Below are 18,003 nucleotides of genomic sequence, written 5' to 3'. Positions count from 1 at the left end.
GGGCGCACATGACCGAGTTGTTCCAGGAACTGCTGGTCGAGGACGCGGACGAAGAACTCGGCTGGCAGGAGCGCGCGCTGTGCGCCCAGACCGATCCCGAGTCCTTCTTCCCCGAGAAGGGCGGCTCGACCCGCGAGGCCAAGAAGGTCTGCCTCGCCTGCGAGGTCCGCTCCGAATGCCTCGAATACGCCTTGCAGAACGACGAACGGTTCGGCATCTGGGGCGGTCTCTCCGAGCGCGAGCGACGCCGCCTGAAGAAGGCCGCCGTCTGAACGGCGGAGGGCCCCCGCGCACCGCAAGCACGCAGAACAGGCAGAACGGTCCGCCCCCTGTGCTCCATCCACAGGCGGCGGACCGTTCTGCGTGTTCTGTCCACAGGGCTCTGTCCACAGGGGCCGACCGCTCCGCGTGCAGCCGTTAGTGTGGGCCTCCGTCCGAGACGCACCCCACGCCCCCCGCGGGCGACCCCCGGCCGGAGGGCCCGTAGCTCGATGTCCTCAACTCCTGAGTTTCCGCGACACGTCGTCACCGCCGTGCTCGTCACCCACGACGGCGCCCGCTGGCTGCCGGACGCCCTCGCCGGGCTGCTCGCCCAGGAACGCCCCGTGCAGAACGTGGTCGGGGCCGACACCGGCAGCGCCGACGAATCGGCGCAGCTCCTCGCCGACGCCGTCGGCGCCGACCGCGTCCTGCACCTCGCCCGCCGCACCGGCTTCGGTGCCGCGGTCGAGGAGGCCGCCCGCACCGCGCCCGTACTCGGACCCGACGACCTGCCCTACCTGAAGCGCCCCAGCGGCTGGGACCCCGTCAGCCGGACCTGGAACGACGACGCCTACGACCTCCCCGACCTGCCGCACGGCGAACCGGTCCAGTGGCTCTGGCTCCTCCACGACGACTGCGCCCCCGAGCCCGGCGCCCTCGCCGAACTCCTGCGCGTCGCCGACTCCGACGCGTACGCCGCCGTCGTCGGCCCCAAGCTGCGCGGCTGGTACGACAGGAAGCAGCTCCTGGAGACCGGCGTCTCCATCGCCCGCAGCGGCCGCCGCTGGACCGGACTCGACCGCCGCGAGCAGGACCAGGGCCAGCACGACCAGGTCCGCTCCGTCCTCTCCGTCTCCACCGCCGGCATGCTCGTCCGGCGCGACGTCTTCGAGGAACTCGGCGGCTTCGACCGCCGCCTGCCCCTCATGCGCGACGACGTCGACCTGTGCTGGCGCGCCCACTCCGCCGGACACCACGTCCTCATCGCCCCCGACGCCGTCCTCCGGCACGCCGAGGCCTCCGCCCGCGAGCGCCGCACCGTCGACTGCGCGGGCCGCACCGCCGCCAACCCGCACCGCGTCGACAAGGCCGGCGCCGTCTACACCCTCCTCGCCAACACCCGGGGCGCCGCCCTCCCGTACGTCTTCCTGCGGCTCGTCCTCAGCACGGTGCTCCGCACCCTCGCCTACCTCGTCGGCAAGGTCCCCGGGCAGGCCGTCGACGAGGTCATGGGCCTCCTCGCCACCCTGCTGCGCCCCGAGAAGATCCTCGCGGCCCGCAAGCGGCGCAAGAACCCCGCCGTCGCCGCGAGCGAACTCCGGGCGCTCTTCCCGCCGCCCGGCGCCACCGTCCGCGCCGCCGTCGAACAGGCCACCGCCAACTTCGGCGGCTCCGAGGCCGACTCCGGCGGCTCCCGACACGGCGTCGTCGAGTCGGGCCCCGGCGGCGACGACGCCGACTACCTGGAGATCGAGCAGTTCGCCCGGCTCAAGAAGATCGCCCGCAAACCGGGCCCCGTCCTCTTCGGCCTGCTCCTCCTCGTCTCCCTCGTCGCCTGCCGCAACCTCTTCACCGGCGGCTCCCTCGCGGGCGGCACCCTGCTGCCCGCCCCCGACACCGTCTCCGGACTCTGGTCGCGGTACGCCGACACCTGGCACGCCCTCGGCACCGGCGGCACCCAGACCGCCCCGCCCTACCTCGCCGTCCTGGCCGCGCTCTCCGCGCTCTTCCTCGGCTCCACCTCCACGGCGCTGACCCTGCTGCTCGTCTGCTCGGTCCCGCTCGCCGGCTTCACCGCCTACTTCGCCGCCCGCGGCATCGTCGAGTCCCGGCTGCTCCGCGCCTGGGGCGCCATCGCGTACGCCTTCCTGCCCGCCGTCACCGGGGCCCTCGCCACCGGCCGGCTCGGCACCGCCGTCCTCGCGGTCCTGCTCCCGCTCATGGCCCGCGCCGCCGTCTCCGCCCACGGCTTCACCCGGCCCGACCGGGGCAGCTGGCGCGCCACCTGGGCGTACACCTTCCTGCTCACCTTCGCGACCGCGTTCACCCCGGTCGTCTGGCCGCTCGCCGTCGTCCTCGGCCTCTGTGTGCTCGTCGTACGCCGCTCCGACATCACCGCGTACGGGCTGCGCTTCCTGGCCGCCGTCGGCACCCCGATCCTCGTCCTCGCGCCCTGGTCGCTCACCCTCCTGACCGACCCCGCCGCCTTCCTGCGCGAGGCCGGCCTCGACATCCGTACGGGCACCGCCACCGCGCTCGACCTGCTCGGCACCAGCCCGGGCGGCCCCGGCACCACCGGCGGCCTGATCCTGGCCGGCCTCGTCCTCGCCGCCCTCACCGGCCTCCTGCGCGAGGAGCGGCAGCTCGCCGCCCGTACCGCCTGGGCCGCCGCCCTCGCGGGCCTCGTCCTCGCCGTCGTCTCCAACGGCGCGGGCGGCACCGGCTGGGCCGGACCCGCCACCCTCGTCTACGGCGCCGCCCTCATCGCCGCCGGCATGATCGGCGCCGAAGGCGGCCGCACCCGCGTCGCCGCCCACGGCTTCGGCTGGCGCCAGCCCGTCGCCGCCCTGATCGCCCTCGCCTGCGCCCTCGGCCCCGCCGTCGCCGCCGCCGGCTGGATGATCGGCGGCGCCGACGGACCACTGACCCGGCGCGACCCGGTCCAGGTCCCGGCCTTCGTGGCCGAGGAGAGCGGCACCCGCGACCAGCCCCGCACCCTCGTCCTCGCCGGCGGCTCGCCCGGCGAGGTCGCCTACACCCTGGTCCGCGGCTCCGGCGCCCGCCTCGGCGACGCCGAACTCACCGCCGCCGCCGAGGGCGACCCCCGCCTCGACGACGTCGTCGCCCACCTGGTCGCCGGCTCGGGCGCCGACCAGACCCAGCAGCTCAGCGGCTACGCGATCCGCTACGTCCTCGTACGGGACGGGGCGCCGCGCCAGATGAACCGCGTCCTCGACTCCACCCCGGGCCTCAGCCGCCTCAGCCAGCTCGACGGCAGCGCGCTCTGGCGCGTGGACCGCGAGATCGCCCGCGTCATGATCGTCCCGCCCGCGACGAAGACCGAGGCCGAGGCCGAGGCGGCCAAGCCGGAGACCGCCAAGCCGGTCGCCGTCGCCGCGGGCCCCGTCGAGGCGCACACCGCGATCCCGGCCGGCCCCACGGGCCGCGTCCTGCGCCTCGCCGACCGCGCCGACGAGGGCTGGACCGCCACCCTCGACGGCCGGGAACTGACACCCACCACCGTCGACGGCTGGGCCCAGGGCTTCGAACTGCCCACCCAGGGCGGCCGCCTCGACCTCACGTACGACCAGCCGCTCACCCACACCGTGTGGATCTGGACCCAGGTCGGCCTCGCCGTCGTCCTGCTGGTCCTCGCCCTGCCCGGACGGCGCCGCGAGATCGACGACGACCTTCCCGAGGAGGAGCTCGCGATCCCCGCCCAGGCGACCGACGGCGACGGCCGCCGGGCCCGCCGCCTGCGCGCCGCCGCCGAAGCGGACGCCGTCGGGACGGGATCCGCGGAGGAGCCCGAACCGGCCCCGATCCCGGAGCAGCAGACGTACGAGCCCCAGGAGTGGGACGGCGGCTACGACCCGGCCTACGCCCAAACCCAGGACCAGAGCCAGGAGCAGCCCCAGGCGTACGGCGAGCAGGGCTACTACCAGGAGTACGCGGCCGACATGTACCAGCAGCAGCCGTACGCGTACCCCCAGCAGGGCTACGACCAGCAGCAGCCGCAGCAGTTCGACCAGCAGCCGCAGTACGACCAGGCGCAGCAGTACGACCAGCAGCAGCCGTACGCCGAACAGGGTTACGACCCGAATCAGCAGTACGCCCCGCAGCAGTACGACGGTCAGCAGTACGACGCCCCACAGCAGTACGACGCCCAGCAGTACGACCCCTACGGCTACGGGCAGCCCCAGGGCCACGAGACCGAGCAGCGTCCCGACGGGAGCAGCAACCAGTGAAGCGCACGACCCTCTCCCTGATCGCGGTCGCCACGGCACTCGCCGCCGTCACCGGCCTGGCGTCCCTCACCGCCCCCGACGGCGCCGCCGCCCCCGAGCCCAAGGCCGCCACCCGCCTCCCCGTCGACCGCGTCGGTGTCGTCTGCCCGGTACCCAGCACCTCCGAGGTGGCCGAAACCCTCTACACCTCGTACACCCCTCCGAGCAGCGGTACGGGCACGGCGAAGAGCACCCCGGACCAGGACAAGGCCGGGCAGCCCACCGCCGAGCTCCGGCCCGCCGCGAGCACGACGACCGCGGGCGGCACCGCCAAGAACGGCAAGAAGCCCAAGCCCGCCAAGGCCCCGGCCACCGTCACCGCCCCCGGCAAGCCCGTCACCGCCGAGGCGAACGGCGCCGCCGCTCCCGCCCTCGCCGGCACGGCGACCGGCACCCTCGCCCCCGGCTGGACCGTCCAGCAGACCACCGTCGTCCCGGCGGGCGCGGCACGCGGCCTCCTCGGCCTCGGCTGCGGCGCCCCCGACACCGACTTCTGGTTCCCCGCGGCCTCGACCGCGAAGGGCCGCCAGGACTACGTCCACCTCACCAACCCGGACGACACGGCCGCAGTCGCCGACATCGAGCTGTACGGCCCCGAGGGCGCCCTCAAGTCCCAGTACACCGAAGGCGTCTCGGTCCCTCCCCGCTCCACGGTCCCCGTCCTCCTCTCCACCCTGACCGGCGAGGCCGCCAAGGAGGACGTCGCCGTCCACGTCACCACCCGCAGCGGACGGGTCGGCGCCGCCATCGGCGCCGCCGACGACAAGCTCGGCGTCGACTGGATCGCGGCCTCGGCCGACCCCGCGAACAGCGCGGTGCTCCCCGGCATCCCGGCCGACGCCACCTCCGTACGGCTCGTGGCCTTCGTCCCCGGCGACGACGACGCCGACCTCAAGGTCCAGCTGGTCACCCCGTCCGGCACGATCGTCCCGGCGGGCGCGGGATCCCTGCACGTGAAGTCCGGGATGACGGCCTCCCTCGACCTGCCCGACCTCACCCGCGGCGCGGTGGGCTCCCTGCTGCTCACGCCGAGCGACCCGAAGAAGGCCACCCCGTTCGTTGCCGCCCTCCGGGTGGTCCGCGGCAAGGGCGCGGACACCGAGGTCGCCTTCGTGCCGGGGACCGCGGCGATCTCCGCCCGGGCGACGGTCGCCGACAACCGGGCCAAGGGCACGACGCTCTCCCTCACGGCCCCGGGCGCCGCCGCGCAGGTCAAGGTCACGGCCTCGGCCGGTTCCGGCGGGGGGACGCCGGTGTCGAAGACGGTCACCGTCAAGGAGGGCACCACCTCGGTCCTCACCGACCTGGTCCCCGGGGGCCTCAAGGGCTCCTACGCGCTGACCGTCGAACCGGTCTCGGGCGGCCCGGTGTACGCGTCACGGACCCTCGCGCTGCCCCAGGACGGCACCCCGATGTTCACCATCCAGACCTTCGTCGACGACCGCGGAACGGTCGAGGTCCCGACGGCCCACCAGGACCTCGGCGTACTGGACTGACCGGCGCCCCGCCACGGGGGGCGGGTCACCCCGCGGGGTCAGTCCTGCCCGTAACGGGGGTCGACCGAGTCGGGGGAGAGCCCGAGGAGTTCCGCGACCTGCTCCACGACCACCTCGTGGACCAGGAGCGCCCGCTCGTCCCGGCTCTTCGACCGGATCTCGACGGGACGCCGGTAGACGACCACCCGGGCCGGCTCGTTCTTGTCGGCGGGCGCCGAGCCGCCCAGCGGCACCGTCTCGCCCGGCACCGACGGCGGCACCTCCATCACCATGAACTCGACGTCCGCGAGCTGCGGCCAGCGCCGCTCCAGGCGCTCCACGGAGTCGAGGACCAGATCGCGGAAGGTGTCGGCCCGGCTCGCGGAGAGCGGCACCTGCGGCGGGGCGACCGGGCCCCGCATCCCGCGGCCGTGCCGGTCGCGGCGGCGCACCCGGGGCTCCGCAGGGGGCTCCGTGGAACGGTGCGGGGGGCTCGGCGGCACAGGACTGTCCATCACTGACGCAGCGTAACCCTCATCGGTCCCCGCGCACCGTGGAGCATCCCCGCCGCCCTTTCCGCCGCTGCGATCCCGCCACCACACCCCGCGTCGAAACCTGAACATTCCGGCCAACCACCCGCTCGATCCGACGGCCGTCCCGATCGGCCATCTGGCCGTGGTTGACCGGATCCGTACCCCCGACTGTCCGGATCGACTCCCGCCGCCGCACCCTTGCGCCCCCTCCCGCGCAGGTCACGGCGACCACCCTCGACGGGGGCGTGGCGGAGGTCACAGCGCGACACGGTGGAGTGACCTGAGGGAGAGTCGTCGCGGCCCGCTCAAGAGTGCGGTACCGTCCAACGTCGTGAGCCCTGTACGTCGCTGTTCGCGCACCGCGTGCGGCCGCCCTGCCGTCGCGACACTGACGTACGTCTATGCCGACTCGACTGCGGTCCTCGGCCCGCTCGCCACCTACGCCGAGCCCCACTGCTACGACCTGTGCGCCGAGCACAGCGAGCGCCTGACCGCCCCACGCGGGTGGGAGGTCGTGCGGCTCACCGACGGTTCCGCCCCGTCCCGTCCCAGCGGCGACGACCTCGAAGCCCTGGCCAACGCGGTTCGGGAGGCGGCCCGCCCCCACGACCGCGCTCCCGGCGGCGGCGCCAAGGGCGGCGGAGGCCGCGGCGGCGACCCCATGGAGGTCGGCCGCAGAGGGCACCTCCGAGTTCTCCGCTCTCCCGACAACTGAGCCGACGCGGGGCCGCAACCGGCCACCGTCCGCGTGTGCGCGTCCCCCCTCCGGGTAGTTTTGGCGTTCCGACACACGCGCCGCACACGCGTGCCGAGAACTCAGGAGGGTGGATCCGTGACTGCCGATCTGTCGCAGATCGTGAAGGCGTACGACGTCCGCGGAGTGGTGCCCGACCAGTGGGACGAGGACCTCGCCGAACTCTTCGGCGCCGCCTTCGTCCGGGTGACGGCCGCCGACGCGATCGTCATCGGACACGACATGCGCCCCTCGTCGCCCGGCCTGGCGGACGCCTTCGCGCGCGGCGCGGCCCGCCTCGGCGCCGACGTCACCCTGATCGGGCTCTGCTCCACCGATCAGCTGTACTTCGCGTCCGGCAACCTCGGTCTGCCCGGCGCCATGTTCACCGCCTCGCACAACCCGGCCCAGTACAACGGCATCAAGATGTGCCGCGCCGGCGCCGCCCCCGTGGGCCAGGACACCGGCCTGGCGGAGATCCGCGAGCTGGCCGAGCAGTGGTCGGAGACGGGCGCGCCGGAAGCGGCGGCGACCCCGGGCACGATCACCGAGCAGGACACCCTGGCGGACTACGCCGCGTACCTGAAGGCCCTGGTCGACCTCACGGCGATCCGCCCCCTCAAGGTGGTCGTGGACGCGGGCAACGGCATGGGAGGCCACACGGTCCCCACCGTCTTCGACGGCCTGCCGCTGGACGTCGTCCCGATGTACTTCGAGCTGGACGGCACGTTCCCGAACCACGAGGCGAACCCGCTCGACCCGAAGAACATCGTCGACCTCCAGGCCCGGGTCCTCGCGGAGGGCGCCCACCTCGGCCTCGCCTTCGACGGCGACGCGGACCGCTGTTTCGTGGTGGACGAGCGCGGCGAGCCGGTCTCCCCGTCGGCGATCACGGCCCTGGTGGCCGCCCGGGAGCTCGCCAAGCACCCCGGCGGAACGATCATCCACAACCTGATCACCTCCTGGTCGGTGCCGGAGGTCGTCCGCGAGAACGGCGGCGAGCCCGTCCGCACCCGCGTCGGCCACTCCTTCATCAAGGAGGAGATGGCGAAGACCGGCGCCATCTTCGGCGGCGAGCACTCGGCGCACTACTACTTCAAGGACTTCTGGAACGCGGACACGGGCATGCTCGCCGCGCTCCACGTCCTGGCGGCCCTCGGCGGCCAGGAGGGCTCCCTGTCCGACCTGGTCTCGGCGTACGACCGCTACGCGTCCTCGGGCGAGATCAACTCCACGGTCGCGGACCAGGCCGCCAGCGCGGCGAAGGTGCGCTCGGCGTACGAGGGCGGGGACGTCACGCTCGACGAGCTCGACGGCCTGACGGTTACGGCGGCGGACTGGTGGTTCAACCTGCGCGCCTCCAACACCGAGCCGCTGCTCCGCCTGAACGTCGAGGCCCGCGACGAGACCACCATGGCCAAGATCCGCGACGAGGTCCTCGCCCTCGTCCGCGCGACGGACTGACCGGGCCGACCGCCGGGGAACGGGGCGCCCCCCGTTCCCCGGCGGTAGGCTGACCTGGCCCGAAGGGGCACCACCACCGTCTGTTCGAAGGGACACCCCATGCCGCTCGAAGCCGGCCTCCTGGAGATCCTGGCCTGCCCCGCGTGCCACGCTCCGCTGAACGACCGCACGGCGGACGAAACCCCCGAACTGATCTGCACCAGCCAGGACTGCGGCCTCGCCTACCCGGTCCGCGACAACATCCCGGTCCTCCTGACAGACGAGGCCCGCCGCCCGTCCTGACCCCGGAACCGGGGCACGGCCAACCAGGGACACCAGCCCCAGCTGGCCCAGGGCACGGCCAACCGCCGGCAGCAGGCCACCCGGCGAAAGGCACGGGGATCCGGCGCCGGCCGGGTACCGGCCGGAAGCGCGGGCCCCCGCGGGCAGCAGGACACCCGGCCAGAGGCAGGGCCACCCGGTCACCGGCACCACCCAGCGCCGGCAGGCCACCCGGCCCGAAGGGCAGGGGCGTCTGGCGGCAGCGGGTCACCCGGCCGAAGGCCCGGGCACCCGGCGGCAGCAGGCCACCCGGCCCCAGCCATGGCCAACCGGCGGCAGCACGGGATCGCTCCGAAGGCACGGGCGACCGGGAGGCGACCCAGGCCGCCGAAGCCGGTGCGCAACCCCCCGGATCCCGCCCGGCCCTCCGCCCGCAACAGTCCTCCCCGCCCCTCCCCCCGGGGGGTCCGCCGCCGACGGCGAGCACTTCCACGGGAAGACCCGCACCTCTGCGTTCCCAGCCGCACGGGCGGTGCGGATGGGAACCGACAAGCCCGGCCGAAGGCCGGGCACCACGAGACCCCGCACCCGACCGCCGCCCGCACAGAACCGCCCCGCACCACCAGGCCCGCACCACCTGACGCGACCGGAGGCACCGCCCCATGCTCGACGAGACCCTCCTCGACGCCCCGGACGACCTCGCCCTGGCCGACCGCCGCGGCCTCCTCCGCGGCGCGGCGGAGGCCGGCGCACGGGTACGCACGGCAGCCCGGCACGCCGCCGAGGCCGGAGTCTCGGAACTCCGCCCCGAGGGCCGCCCCCGCGCCGTGCTCGTCGCGGGCCCCGGCACCGCCGCCGCGGCCGTCGCCGACCTGATCGGCGCCCTGGCAGGCGCCTCCGCCCCGGTCGTACGCCTCCAGCCGACCGGTGTGGCCCCCGCCGCCGGCGCCCTGCGCTGGGCGCTGCCCGGCTGGGCCGGCTCGGTGGACCTCCTCCTGCTGCCGACCACGGACGGCTCGGAACCGGGCCTCGCCCTCCTCGCGGAGCAGGCGTACCGCCGCGGCATCAGCGTCGTCGCCGTGGCCCCGAAGACCTCGCCGCTCGCGGAGACCGTCAACGGCTCCCGCGGCCTGTTCGTCCCGATGGCCGACGCCCCGAACGAGGCCCCCGACGAGTACGCCGAGAACATCGGGGCAAGCCCGGGCGCCCTGTGGGCCCTGTTCACCCCGCTGCTCGTGCTCCTCGACCGGGTGGGTCTCCTGGAGGCCCCGCCGGAGACCCTGGAGAAGGTCGCCGACCGGCTGGACCGTACGGCCGAGCGCTGCGGCCCGGCCATCGCCACGTACAGCAATCCGGCGAAGACGCTCGCCGCCGAGCTCGCGGACTCGCTGCCGCTGATCTGGACGGAGGGCGCCGCCGCCGGCCCGGCGGGCCGCCGTTTCGCGGCGGTCCTCGCGGAGCTGGCCGGCCTGCCCGCCCTGGCCGCCGAGCTCCCGGAGGCCCTGCCCGCCCACGGTGTGCTGCTCGCCGGCGACTACGCGGGCGGCGCCGACCCGGACGACTTCTTCCGCGACCGGGTCGACGAGCCGCAGGCCCTGCGGGCGAGGGTGGTCCTGCTCCGCGACCGTCCGTCGGACGGCCTCACCGCCGCCCACGCGGCCCGCGAGCTGGCCCTCAGCCACGAGACGGCCGTCAGCGAGCTGGAACCGGAGGAGGGTGGTGACCTGGAGACGCTTGCGGAGCTGCTCGCGGTGACCGACTTCGCCGCCGTCTACCTCTCCCTGACCACCCCGGCCCGCCCCGCCCCCTAGGCAAGGTCCCCCCGCAAGAGGTCCCACCAAGGGGGTCCCCCAAGGGCCCCAGACCTCACATCCCACCAGGGCACCCCACCCCCCCGCACACCACGGACAGCCCCCGTCCACCAGCCCGTCCACCACCCCGTCACCCACCCGTCACCCGCCCCCTGTCACCTGTCTCCCGACACCCCTCACCATCCGTCACCGCCCCGAGGAGCTGGCAGGCACCATGGACCGCCTCGTCAACACCGTCCGCCCCTACGCCTGGGGATCCACGACGGCCATCCCGGAACTGCTCGGCATCGCCCCGACCGGCGAGCCCCAGGCCGAGATGTGGATGGGCGCCCATCCCGGCGCCCCCTCCCTCACCGCGCGCGGCTCGCTGCACGAGCTGATCGACGCCGATCCCGTACGCGAACTGGGTGAGCGCTCCGTCGAGAAGTTCGGACCCCGCCTCCCGTTCCTCCTGAAGGTGCTCGCCGCCGGCGCTCCCCTCTCCCTCCAGGCCCACCCCGACCTGGCGCAGGCGCGTGCTGGCTACGCGGCCGAGGAGGCCGCCGGCATCCCGGTCGACGCCCCGCACCGCACGTACAAGGACGCCAATCACAAGCCCGAACTGATCTGCGCCCTCACCCCCTTCGACGGACTGTGCGGTTTCCGCGCCCCCACCGAGGCCGCCGACGCCATCGCCGCGCTCGGCGTCGACTCGCTCAAGCCGTACGTCGACCTGCTCCACGCGCACCCCGAAGAGGCCGCGCTCCGCGAGGTCCTGACGGCCCTGCTGACCGCCGACCCGGAGGAGACCGCGCACACCGTCGCGGAGGCGGCCGTCGCCGCCGACCGTCTCGGCGGCGACCACGCCCCGTACGCGAACCTCGCCCACCACTTCCCGGGCGACCCCGGCGTCCTCGCCGCGATGCTGCTCAACCGGGTCCGGCTGCAGCCCGGCGAGGCCCTCTACCTGGGCGCGGGCGTGCCCCACGCCTACCTGGACGGCCTCGGGGTCGAGATCATGGCCAACTCCGACAACGTGCTGCGCTGCGGACTCACCCCCAAGCACATCGACGTCCCCGAACTCCTGCGCGTGGTCCGCTTCGAGCCGACCGACCCGAGCGTCCTGCGCCCCGAGGCCTCCCCGACGGGCGAGGAGGTCTACGACATCCCGATCGACGAGTTCCGCCTGTCCCGGTTCGTACGGCCCGAGGGCGCAGCCCCGACCGACCTGACCAGCCCGACGCCGCAGATCCTCCTGGCCGTCGCAGGAAGCCCGACGGCGGGCGAAGCGGCCCTCGCCGCAGGCGAATCCGTCTTCGTGCCGGCGGGCGAGCCGGTCGAGCTGACCGGTACGGGGACGGTCTTCCGCGCCACCGTCGTGGCCTGATGCAACAATGACCGGCCGAACCGCGGCGACAGAGCCGGTGCACCGACGAAGGGACCACTTACACCCATGAGCGCGTCAGGCGGAACCAAGGCGATCGTGGCGGCACTCGCCGCCAACCTGGCGATCGCCGTAGCCAAGTTCGTGGCGTACCTCTTCAGTGGTTCGTCGTCGATGCTCGCGGAGAGCGTGCACTCGCTCGCCGACTCCGGCAACCAGGGCCTGCTGCTCCTCGGCGGCAAGAAGGCCAAGCGCGAGGCCACCCCCCAGCACCCCTTCGGCTACGGCCGCGAGCGGTACATCTACGCCTTCCTCGTCTCCATCGTCCTCTTCTCCGTCGGTGGCATGTTCGCCATCTACGAGGGTTACGAGAAGATCCACGACCCGCACGAGATCGAGGCCTGGTACTGGCCGGTCGGCGTCCTCGTCTTCGCGATCATCGCCGAGACCTTCTCCTTCCGTACGGCCATCAAGGAGTCCAACGCGATCCGCGGCGGGCTGACCTGGACCCAGTTCGTCCGCCGCGCCAAGGCCCCCGAGCTGCCCGTCGTCCTCCTGGAGGACCTCGGCGCCCTCGTCGGCCTGATCCTGGCCCTCGGCGGCGTCGGCCTCGCCCTGCTGACCGGCAACGGCGTCTGGGACGGCATCGGCACCCTCTGCATCGGCATCCTGCTCATCGTCATCGCGATCGTGCTCGCGGCCGAGACCAAGTCGCTGCTGCTCGGCGAGTCCGCCGGCGTCGAGGACGTCCAGAAGATCGAGGACGCCGTCGTCGACGGCGACCGCGTCACCCGCCTCATCCACATGCGTACGCTCCACCTCGGCCCCGAGGAGCTCCTGGTCGCGGCGAAGATCGCCGTCCGCCACGACGACTCGGCCGCCGACGTGGCGCACGCCATCAACGCCGCTGAGGAGCGCATCCGCGCCGCCGTCCCGATCGCCCGGGTCATCTACCTGGAGCCCGACATCTACAGCGAGACGGCCGCGTCGAACGGCCAGAATCCCGCCAAGACCCCGGACGGCACGGGTCACTGACCTTCGCCGTCACCAGACCCCCGGGACCCAGAGGTTCCGGGGGTCTCGTGCGTCCGCAGGGGCCGCCGAGACCGTCGTGGCGCCCGATGCGGACTGTGGCCCGCCGGGCCGTCCGGTGTAGATTCGTGACCAGCCAGACGTCGCTGCTGATGGCGGTCGGGCGGTCCGTACGGACCGGCCGAGGGAGAGAGGGCCTCCGACGACGGCACCGTGGAGAACCCCGGGCATTCGTATGCCCAGGAACCCTCCGTGGCGCCCGGCGCCCCAACCGACCCTCGCACTCGATCACACGAGGAGCAGCCCAGTCATGACGACTGCCACCCACCAGGACTTCAAGGTCGCCGACCTCTCCCTGGCCGTCTTCGGCCGCAAGGAGATCACCCTCGCCGAGCACGAGATGCCCGGCCTGATGTCGATCCGCCGCGAGTACGCCGAGCGCCAGCCGCTCGCCGGCGCCCGCGTCACCGGCTCGCTGCACATGACCGTGCAGACCGCCGTCCTCATCGAGACCCTGGTCGCCCTCGGCGCCGAGGTCCGCTGGGCCTCCTGCAACATCTTCTCCACCCAGGACCACGCCGCCGCGGCCATCGCCGTCGGCCCGAACGGCACCCCTGAGAACCCGCAGGGCGTCCCGGTCTTCGCCTGGAAGGGCGAGACCCTGGAGGAGTACTGGTGGTGCACCGAGCAGGCCCTCACCTGGCCGAACACGCCCACCGGCGGCCCGAACATGATCCTCGACGACGGTGGTGACGCCACCCTCCTCGTCCACAAGGGCGTCGAGTTCGAGAAGGCCGGCTCCGCCCCGGACCCGTCCACCGCGGACAGCGAGGAGTACGGCTACATCCTCCGTCTCCTCAACCGCACCCTCGGCGAGAACCCGCAGAAGTGGACCCAGCTGGCGTCCGAGATCCGCGGCGTGACCGAGGAGACCACCACCGGCGTCCACCGCCTGTACGAGATGCACCAGGCCGGGACGCTCCTCTTCCCGGCGATCAACGTGAACGACGCCGTGACGAAGTCGAAGTTCGACAACAAGTACGGCTGCCGCCACTCCCTCATCGACGGCATCAACCGCGCCACCGACGTCCTCATCGGCGGCAAGACGGCCGTCGTCTGCGGCTACGGCGACGTCGGCAAGGGCTGCGCCGAGTCCCTCCGCGGCCAGGGCGCCCGCGTCATCGTCACCGAGATCGACCCGATCTGCGCGCTTCAGGCGGCGATGGACGGCTACCAGGTCACGACCCTGCAGGACGTCGTCGAGACCGCCGACATCTTCATCACCACGACCGGCAACAAGGACATCATCATGGCCGCCGACATGGCCAAGATGAAGCACCAGGCCATCGTCGGCAACATCGGCCACTTCGACAACGAGATCGACATGGCCGGCCTCGCCAACACCCCGGGCATCGTCAAGGACGAGGTCAAGCCGCAGGTCCACACCTGGACCTACCCCGACGGCAAGGTCCTCATCGTCCTGTCCGAGGGCCGCCTCCTCAACCTGGGCAACGCGACGGGCCACCCCTCCTTCGTCATGTCGAACTCCTTCGCGGACCAGACCCTGGCCCAGATCGAGCTCTTCACGAAGCCGGAGGAGTACCCGACCGACGTCTACGTCCTGCCGAAGCACCTGGACGAGAAGGTCGCCCGCCTCCACCTGGACGCCCTCGGCGTCAAGCTGACGACCCTCCGCCCCGAGCAGGCCGCCTACATCGGCGTCGAGGTCGAGGGCCCGTTCAAGCCGGACCACTACCGCTACTGACGCCCCGGCCGGCGGTGCCCGCGCACTGACGTGGCGCCGCTCCGGACACCCGTAGAGGATCAGGCAGGCCCCCCGCACCCCCGTGCCGGGGGGCCTGCCCCGTCCCGCCCCCGCTCAGCCCTGCCGGAAGCGCCCCCTCCCGAGGACCGACCCATGCCCCGCGGCCGATATTCGCTCCATGACCCGCACGACCACACCCCCCTCGGTGAAGAACACTTCCACTGCGCCCCCGGCCCCTCCGGCTGGCGCTACGTCTCGCAGATCGCCACCCCCTCCGGCGACCACCGCGGCTCCGTCGACCTGGCCGTCGACGAACTAGGTCGCCCCATCCGCCTCGAACTCCACGCCGCCGGCTGGCAGGTCCGCGGCGCGGCCCTCGACGGCGTCACCTGGGTCCGCACGGACCCCACCGGAACTCATGCCACCGAAGGCAGCGTGCGCGCCCACGCCTTCACCGGCACGTCCCCGGCGTTCCTCGTCGCGCTCACGCGACTCCTGCGTCTCACCCCCGCTTCCCCCGAGACCCGTGTCCGGCTCGTCGCCTTCACGGACCCGGTTCTCGCCCCCCTCACGCTCGACCAGTCCTGGGCCCTGCTGAAAAGTGAAGCGCACGCCACTGACAACGGCCCCCTGATGGTGGACGAGTACCAGGTCAGCGCCCTGGACACCGGCGAACGGCACACCGTCCACATCGCCGGCGACGTGGTCCTCGCGGCCCCCGGAATCGAACTCGAAGCCCTGGAGACGCCGCCCTCGGTCTTCCCCTGAGGCTCAGGCGGGCGGAGCGAACCCGGTAGCGGGCGGAGGAGCCACAGCACCGGCTGGAGAAGAACCCCCCGGCCCGACACCACCCGGCACCCCAGAAACCCCAGCCACACCAGACATCCCGCCCACCCCAGCCGCGCCAGCCGCGTCAGTCGTACCGACCGCCCCGACCGCCCCGACCGCCCCGACCGCCCCGACCGCCCCGACCGCCCCGACCGCCACAGAGTGCGAGACGAACGCCCTCCGCGCCTCCCGCGACTGCCGCTCGGCCATCACGCCCGCCAGGTAGGCGTCTGCGGGCACCCCGGCCGGCGGAGGCGTACCGGTCCGCGCCACCAGCTCGTCGGCCAGCCGCTCCGCGAGCCGCCGCCCCACCGCGGGATCGAGCTCACGCGCACGCGTCAGGTACTGCCGTACCTCCAGCCACAGAGCGTCGGGCACCGCCGAGAGATCGAGCCCGGAGAACCGCCCCACCAGCCACGGCGGAGGAGGAGGCACGGCCGACATCCGCGCCGCGGGTATCCGTTCCCGCACGACCAAGGTCCCCGCGAAGACGTCCCCGAGCCGCCGCCCCCGCTCCGACACCAGCGACGCGATACACGCGACGACCCCGAAGGTCATCAGGATCTCCACGACCCCCATCGCCCCGCGCACCAGCGCGTGCCGGAACCGGATGGGCCCCCCGTCGTCCCGAACGACGCGAAGGCCGCAGGCCATCTTCCCCAGCGACCGCCCGTGCGACAGCGTCTCCACCGCGATCGGCGCCCCCACCAGGATCAACAGGAAGGAGGCGATGGACACGGCCATCACGGCCGCCTCGTCCAAGGACGCGGTGGCCACCGCGAGCCCGAGCGCGACCAGCAGATACGCGGCCCCCACCACGACGAGGTCGATGAGCACCGCCAACGCCCGGCTCGGCAGCCGCGCGGGCTGCAACTCCAGTACGACGGCGTCTCCCGTCACCAGCCCACTCACGGCACCCACCCTTCTCCGCCCTTCCCGACCCCTCCGAACGCCAGTCTGCCAAGCTGACCCGCAGCGCGCCGCAGCAGTACGGACCCGTCCCAGCCGATGCCTGGAGCAGCAGCCGATCATGGACCTCGACGTCTACGTCACCGCCCACCGCGCCGAGTGGGAACGCCTCGACCACCTCCTGCGCCGGGGCGGCAAGCTCACGGGCGCCGAGGCCGACGAACTCGTCGCCCTGTACCAGCGCACGGCCACCCATCTCTCGATCGTCCGGTCCAGCGCCCCGGACCCGATGCTGACCGCCCGGCTCACCCAGCTCGTGGCCCGCGCCCGCGCCACCGTCACCGGCACCCGCCGCTCCTCCTGGCGTGACGCGGCCCGCTTCCTCACCACGGGATTCCCGGCAGCCGTCTACCGCTCACGTCACTGGTGGATCCCCACGGCCGTCCTCTCCACCCTGCTCGCGGTGCTCATCGGCTGGTGGATCGGTACGCACCCGGAGGTGCAGGCCGCCATCGGCGCCCCCGTCGAACTCCGCGAGATGACCCGCCCGGGCGGCCAGTACGAGACGTACTACTCCAGCCACCCGGCGGCCTCCTTCGCCGCCCAGGTCTGGACGAACAACGCCCGGGCCGCCGCCATGTGTCTGGTCCTGGGCGCCTTCCTCGGCATCCCGGTGCTCTGGATCCTCTTCCTGAACATGCTGAACGTCGGCGTAGCCATCGGCCTGATGTCCTCGGCCGGCCGCCTCGACGTCTTCCTGGGCCTGATCCTTCCCCACGGTTTGCTCGAACTGACCGCAGTCTTCGTGGCCGCCGGCACCGGCCTCCGCCTCGGCTGGACGGTCATCGACCCGGGTCCCACGACCCGGCGCGCGGCCCTGGCGGAGCGGGGCCGGGCCGCCGTCGGCATGGCCATCGGCCTTGCCCTGGTCCTCTTCGTCTCGGGCCTGATCGAAGGCTTCGTCACCCCGTCCGGCCTGCCCACCTGGGCCCGCATCACCATCGGCATCCTCGCTGAGCTGGCCTTCCTGGCGTACGTCTACGTCCTCGGCGGCCGAGCCTCCCGCGCCGGCGCCCAGGGGGACCTCGAAGAGCAGGACCGCAGCGCTGAGCTGCCCACCGCCGCCTGATGTGCGTACGACCCCGCCAACCTGTTAGTGTCTTCCGGTGCCCACAAAAGCTGTTGACGCGGCTGCTGTGGGGAGGTAGATTTGAACGGTTGCCTGGGAACTGGACAGTTCGGTGGCGACCAACTAGAGTCTCACTCACTCCGGTCAGGAATTCGATTCCACGGAGTCACTCCGATTCCATCCGAATCACAGAAGTCACCGATTAGGTCGGCCGAAATGATTCTGATAAAGTCGGAACCGCCGAAAGGCCCCCAAGCGAAAGCGAAAGGGACCGGAAAGCACCGAGGAAATCGGGTCGGAGAGATCTGATAGAGTCGGAAACGCAGGAAAATGAAAGACCGAAGGGAAGCCCGGAGGAAAGCCCGAGAGGGTGAGTACGAAGGAAGCGTCCGTTCCTTGAGAACTCAACAGCGTGCCAAAAATCAACGCCAG

15 protein-coding genes are annotated in these 18,003 nt (G+C 73.0%); 12 read left to right on the top strand and 3 right to left on the bottom strand.

Annotated elements, in window-relative coordinates; translation table 11 throughout:
- The first annotated feature begins 8 nt into the window (after window positions 1-8).
- The 3 genes from ACIA8N_RS36030 (at window position 9) to ACIA8N_RS36020 (ending at window position 5,764) form a co-directional block, all read left to right on the top strand.
- The gene (locus ACIA8N_RS36030; protein ID WP_015033978.1) at window positions 9-272 is read left to right on the top strand and encodes a WhiB family transcriptional regulator; all 264 of its coding nucleotides are present in this window, start codon (window positions 9-11) and stop codon (window positions 270-272) included.
- Window positions 273-491: 219 nt separating this feature from the next.
- A complete protein-coding gene (locus ACIA8N_RS36025) occupies window positions 492-4,229 on the top strand; it encodes a glycosyltransferase family 2 protein (RefSeq protein WP_365787063.1) in 3,738 nt (1,245 codons plus the stop codon).
- A complete protein-coding gene (locus ACIA8N_RS36020) occupies window positions 4,226-5,764 on the top strand; it encodes a DUF5719 family protein (RefSeq protein ID WP_365787061.1) in 1,539 nt (512 codons plus the stop codon). Before ACIA8N_RS36025 ends, ACIA8N_RS36020 begins: the two co-directional genes overlap by 4 nt.
- 38 nt (window positions 5,765-5,802) lie before the next feature.
- Here the strand turns inward: ACIA8N_RS36020 and ACIA8N_RS36015 are convergent, their stop codons facing one another.
- Entirely contained in the window at window positions 5,803-6,258 is a 456-nt protein-coding gene (locus ACIA8N_RS36015; protein WP_365787094.1) for a metallopeptidase family protein, read from the bottom strand.
- A gap of 298 nt (window positions 6,259-6,556) precedes the next feature.
- Here ACIA8N_RS36015 and ACIA8N_RS36010 point away from each other — a divergent pair, with 298 nt between their 5' ends.
- The 8 genes from ACIA8N_RS36010 (at window position 6,557) to ACIA8N_RS35975 (ending at window position 15,473) form a co-directional block, all read left to right on the top strand.
- Window positions 6,557-6,991, top strand: a complete 435-nt coding sequence (locus ACIA8N_RS36010; RefSeq protein ID WP_365787092.1) for a DUF3499 domain-containing protein — start codon at window positions 6,557-6,559, stop codon at window positions 6,989-6,991.
- Window positions 6,992-7,108: 117 nt separating this feature from the next.
- Window positions 7,109-8,473, top strand: coding sequence for a phosphomannomutase/phosphoglucomutase (locus ACIA8N_RS36005; RefSeq protein WP_365787059.1), 1,365 nt, complete (start codon window positions 7,109-7,111; stop codon window positions 8,471-8,473).
- Between the two features lie 99 nt (window positions 8,474-8,572).
- Window positions 8,573-8,755, top strand: coding sequence for a Trm112 family protein (locus tag ACIA8N_RS36000; protein WP_365787057.1), 183 nt, complete (start codon window positions 8,573-8,575; stop codon window positions 8,753-8,755).
- A gap of 641 nt (window positions 8,756-9,396) precedes the next feature.
- The gene (locus ACIA8N_RS35995) at window positions 9,397-10,545 is read left to right on the top strand and encodes an SIS domain-containing protein (RefSeq protein ID WP_365787055.1); all 1,149 of its coding nucleotides are present in this window, start codon (window positions 9,397-9,399) and stop codon (window positions 10,543-10,545) included.
- A gap of 214 nt (window positions 10,546-10,759) precedes the next feature.
- Window positions 10,760-11,911, top strand: a complete 1,152-nt coding sequence (gene manA, locus ACIA8N_RS35990) for a mannose-6-phosphate isomerase, class I (protein WP_365787053.1) — start codon at window positions 10,760-10,762, stop codon at window positions 11,909-11,911.
- 66 nt (window positions 11,912-11,977) lie between these two features.
- Complete coding sequence (locus tag ACIA8N_RS35985; RefSeq protein ID WP_365787051.1) at window positions 11,978-12,943, top strand: cation diffusion facilitator family transporter; 966 nt, start codon at window positions 11,978-11,980, stop codon at window positions 12,941-12,943.
- A gap of 307 nt (window positions 12,944-13,250) precedes the next feature.
- Window positions 13,251-14,705, top strand: coding sequence for an adenosylhomocysteinase (gene ahcY / locus ACIA8N_RS35980; RefSeq protein WP_030556303.1), 1,455 nt, complete (start codon window positions 13,251-13,253; stop codon window positions 14,703-14,705).
- A 153-nt stretch (window positions 14,706-14,858) separates the two neighbouring features.
- Window positions 14,859-15,473: a hypothetical protein gene (locus ACIA8N_RS35975; RefSeq protein WP_365787049.1), complete on the top strand. Its 615-nt coding sequence runs from the start codon at window positions 14,859-14,861 to the stop codon at window positions 15,471-15,473.
- Between the two features lie 3 nt (window positions 15,474-15,476).
- On the opposite strand, the gene ACIA8N_RS35970 is transcribed toward ACIA8N_RS35975, so the two are convergent.
- Complete coding sequence (locus tag ACIA8N_RS35970) at window positions 15,477-16,445, bottom strand: RDD family protein (RefSeq protein ID WP_365787047.1); 969 nt, start codon at window positions 16,443-16,445, stop codon at window positions 15,477-15,479.
- Between the two features lie 118 nt (window positions 16,446-16,563).
- Here ACIA8N_RS35970 and ACIA8N_RS35965 point away from each other — a divergent pair, with 118 nt between their 5' ends.
- Window positions 16,564-17,571, top strand: a complete 1,008-nt coding sequence (locus tag ACIA8N_RS35965) for a stage II sporulation protein M (RefSeq protein ID WP_365787045.1) — start codon at window positions 16,564-16,566, stop codon at window positions 17,569-17,571.
- A 195-nt stretch (window positions 17,572-17,766) separates the two neighbouring features.
- Here ACIA8N_RS35965 and ACIA8N_RS35960 read toward each other — a convergent pair.
- On the bottom strand, window positions 17,767-18,003 hold a 237-nt coding region (locus ACIA8N_RS35960), incomplete at its 5' end, for a hypothetical protein (RefSeq protein WP_365787043.1).

It is taken from the genome of Streptomyces sp. NPDC051822, from assembly GCF_044452745.1.
GTDB lineage: Bacteria > Actinomycetota > Actinomycetes > Streptomycetales > Streptomycetaceae > Streptomyces.
The sequence above is the reverse complement of the archived record's forward strand: the minus strand, read 5'-3'. Positions and strand labels throughout refer to the sequence as shown.

Coding starts and splice junctions, on each gene's coding strand:
- ACIA8N_RS36030 (WP_015033978.1), top strand. CDS start 9: ATGACCGAGTTGTTCCAGGAACTGCTGGTCGAGGACGCGGACGAAGAA.
- ACIA8N_RS36025 (WP_365787063.1), top strand. CDS start 492: ATGTCCTCAACTCCTGAGTTTCCGCGACACGTCGTCACCGCCGTGCTC.
- ACIA8N_RS36015 (WP_365787094.1), bottom strand. CDS start 6,258: ATGGACAGTCCTGTGCCGCCGAGCCCCCCGCACCGTTCCACGGAGCCC.
- ACIA8N_RS36000 (WP_365787057.1), top strand. CDS start 8,573: ATGCCGCTCGAAGCCGGCCTCCTGGAGATCCTGGCCTGCCCCGCGTGC.
- ACIA8N_RS35995 (WP_365787055.1), top strand. CDS start 9,397: ATGCTCGACGAGACCCTCCTCGACGCCCCGGACGACCTCGCCCTGGCC.
- manA (WP_365787053.1), top strand. CDS start 10,760: ATGGACCGCCTCGTCAACACCGTCCGCCCCTACGCCTGGGGATCCACG.
- ACIA8N_RS35985 (WP_365787051.1), top strand. CDS start 11,978: ATGAGCGCGTCAGGCGGAACCAAGGCGATCGTGGCGGCACTCGCCGCC.
- ahcY (WP_030556303.1), top strand. CDS start 13,251: ATGACGACTGCCACCCACCAGGACTTCAAGGTCGCCGACCTCTCCCTG.
- ACIA8N_RS35975 (WP_365787049.1), top strand. CDS start 14,859: ATGCCCCGCGGCCGATATTCGCTCCATGACCCGCACGACCACACCCCC.
- ACIA8N_RS35965 (WP_365787045.1), top strand. CDS start 16,564: ATGGACCTCGACGTCTACGTCACCGCCCACCGCGCCGAGTGGGAACGC.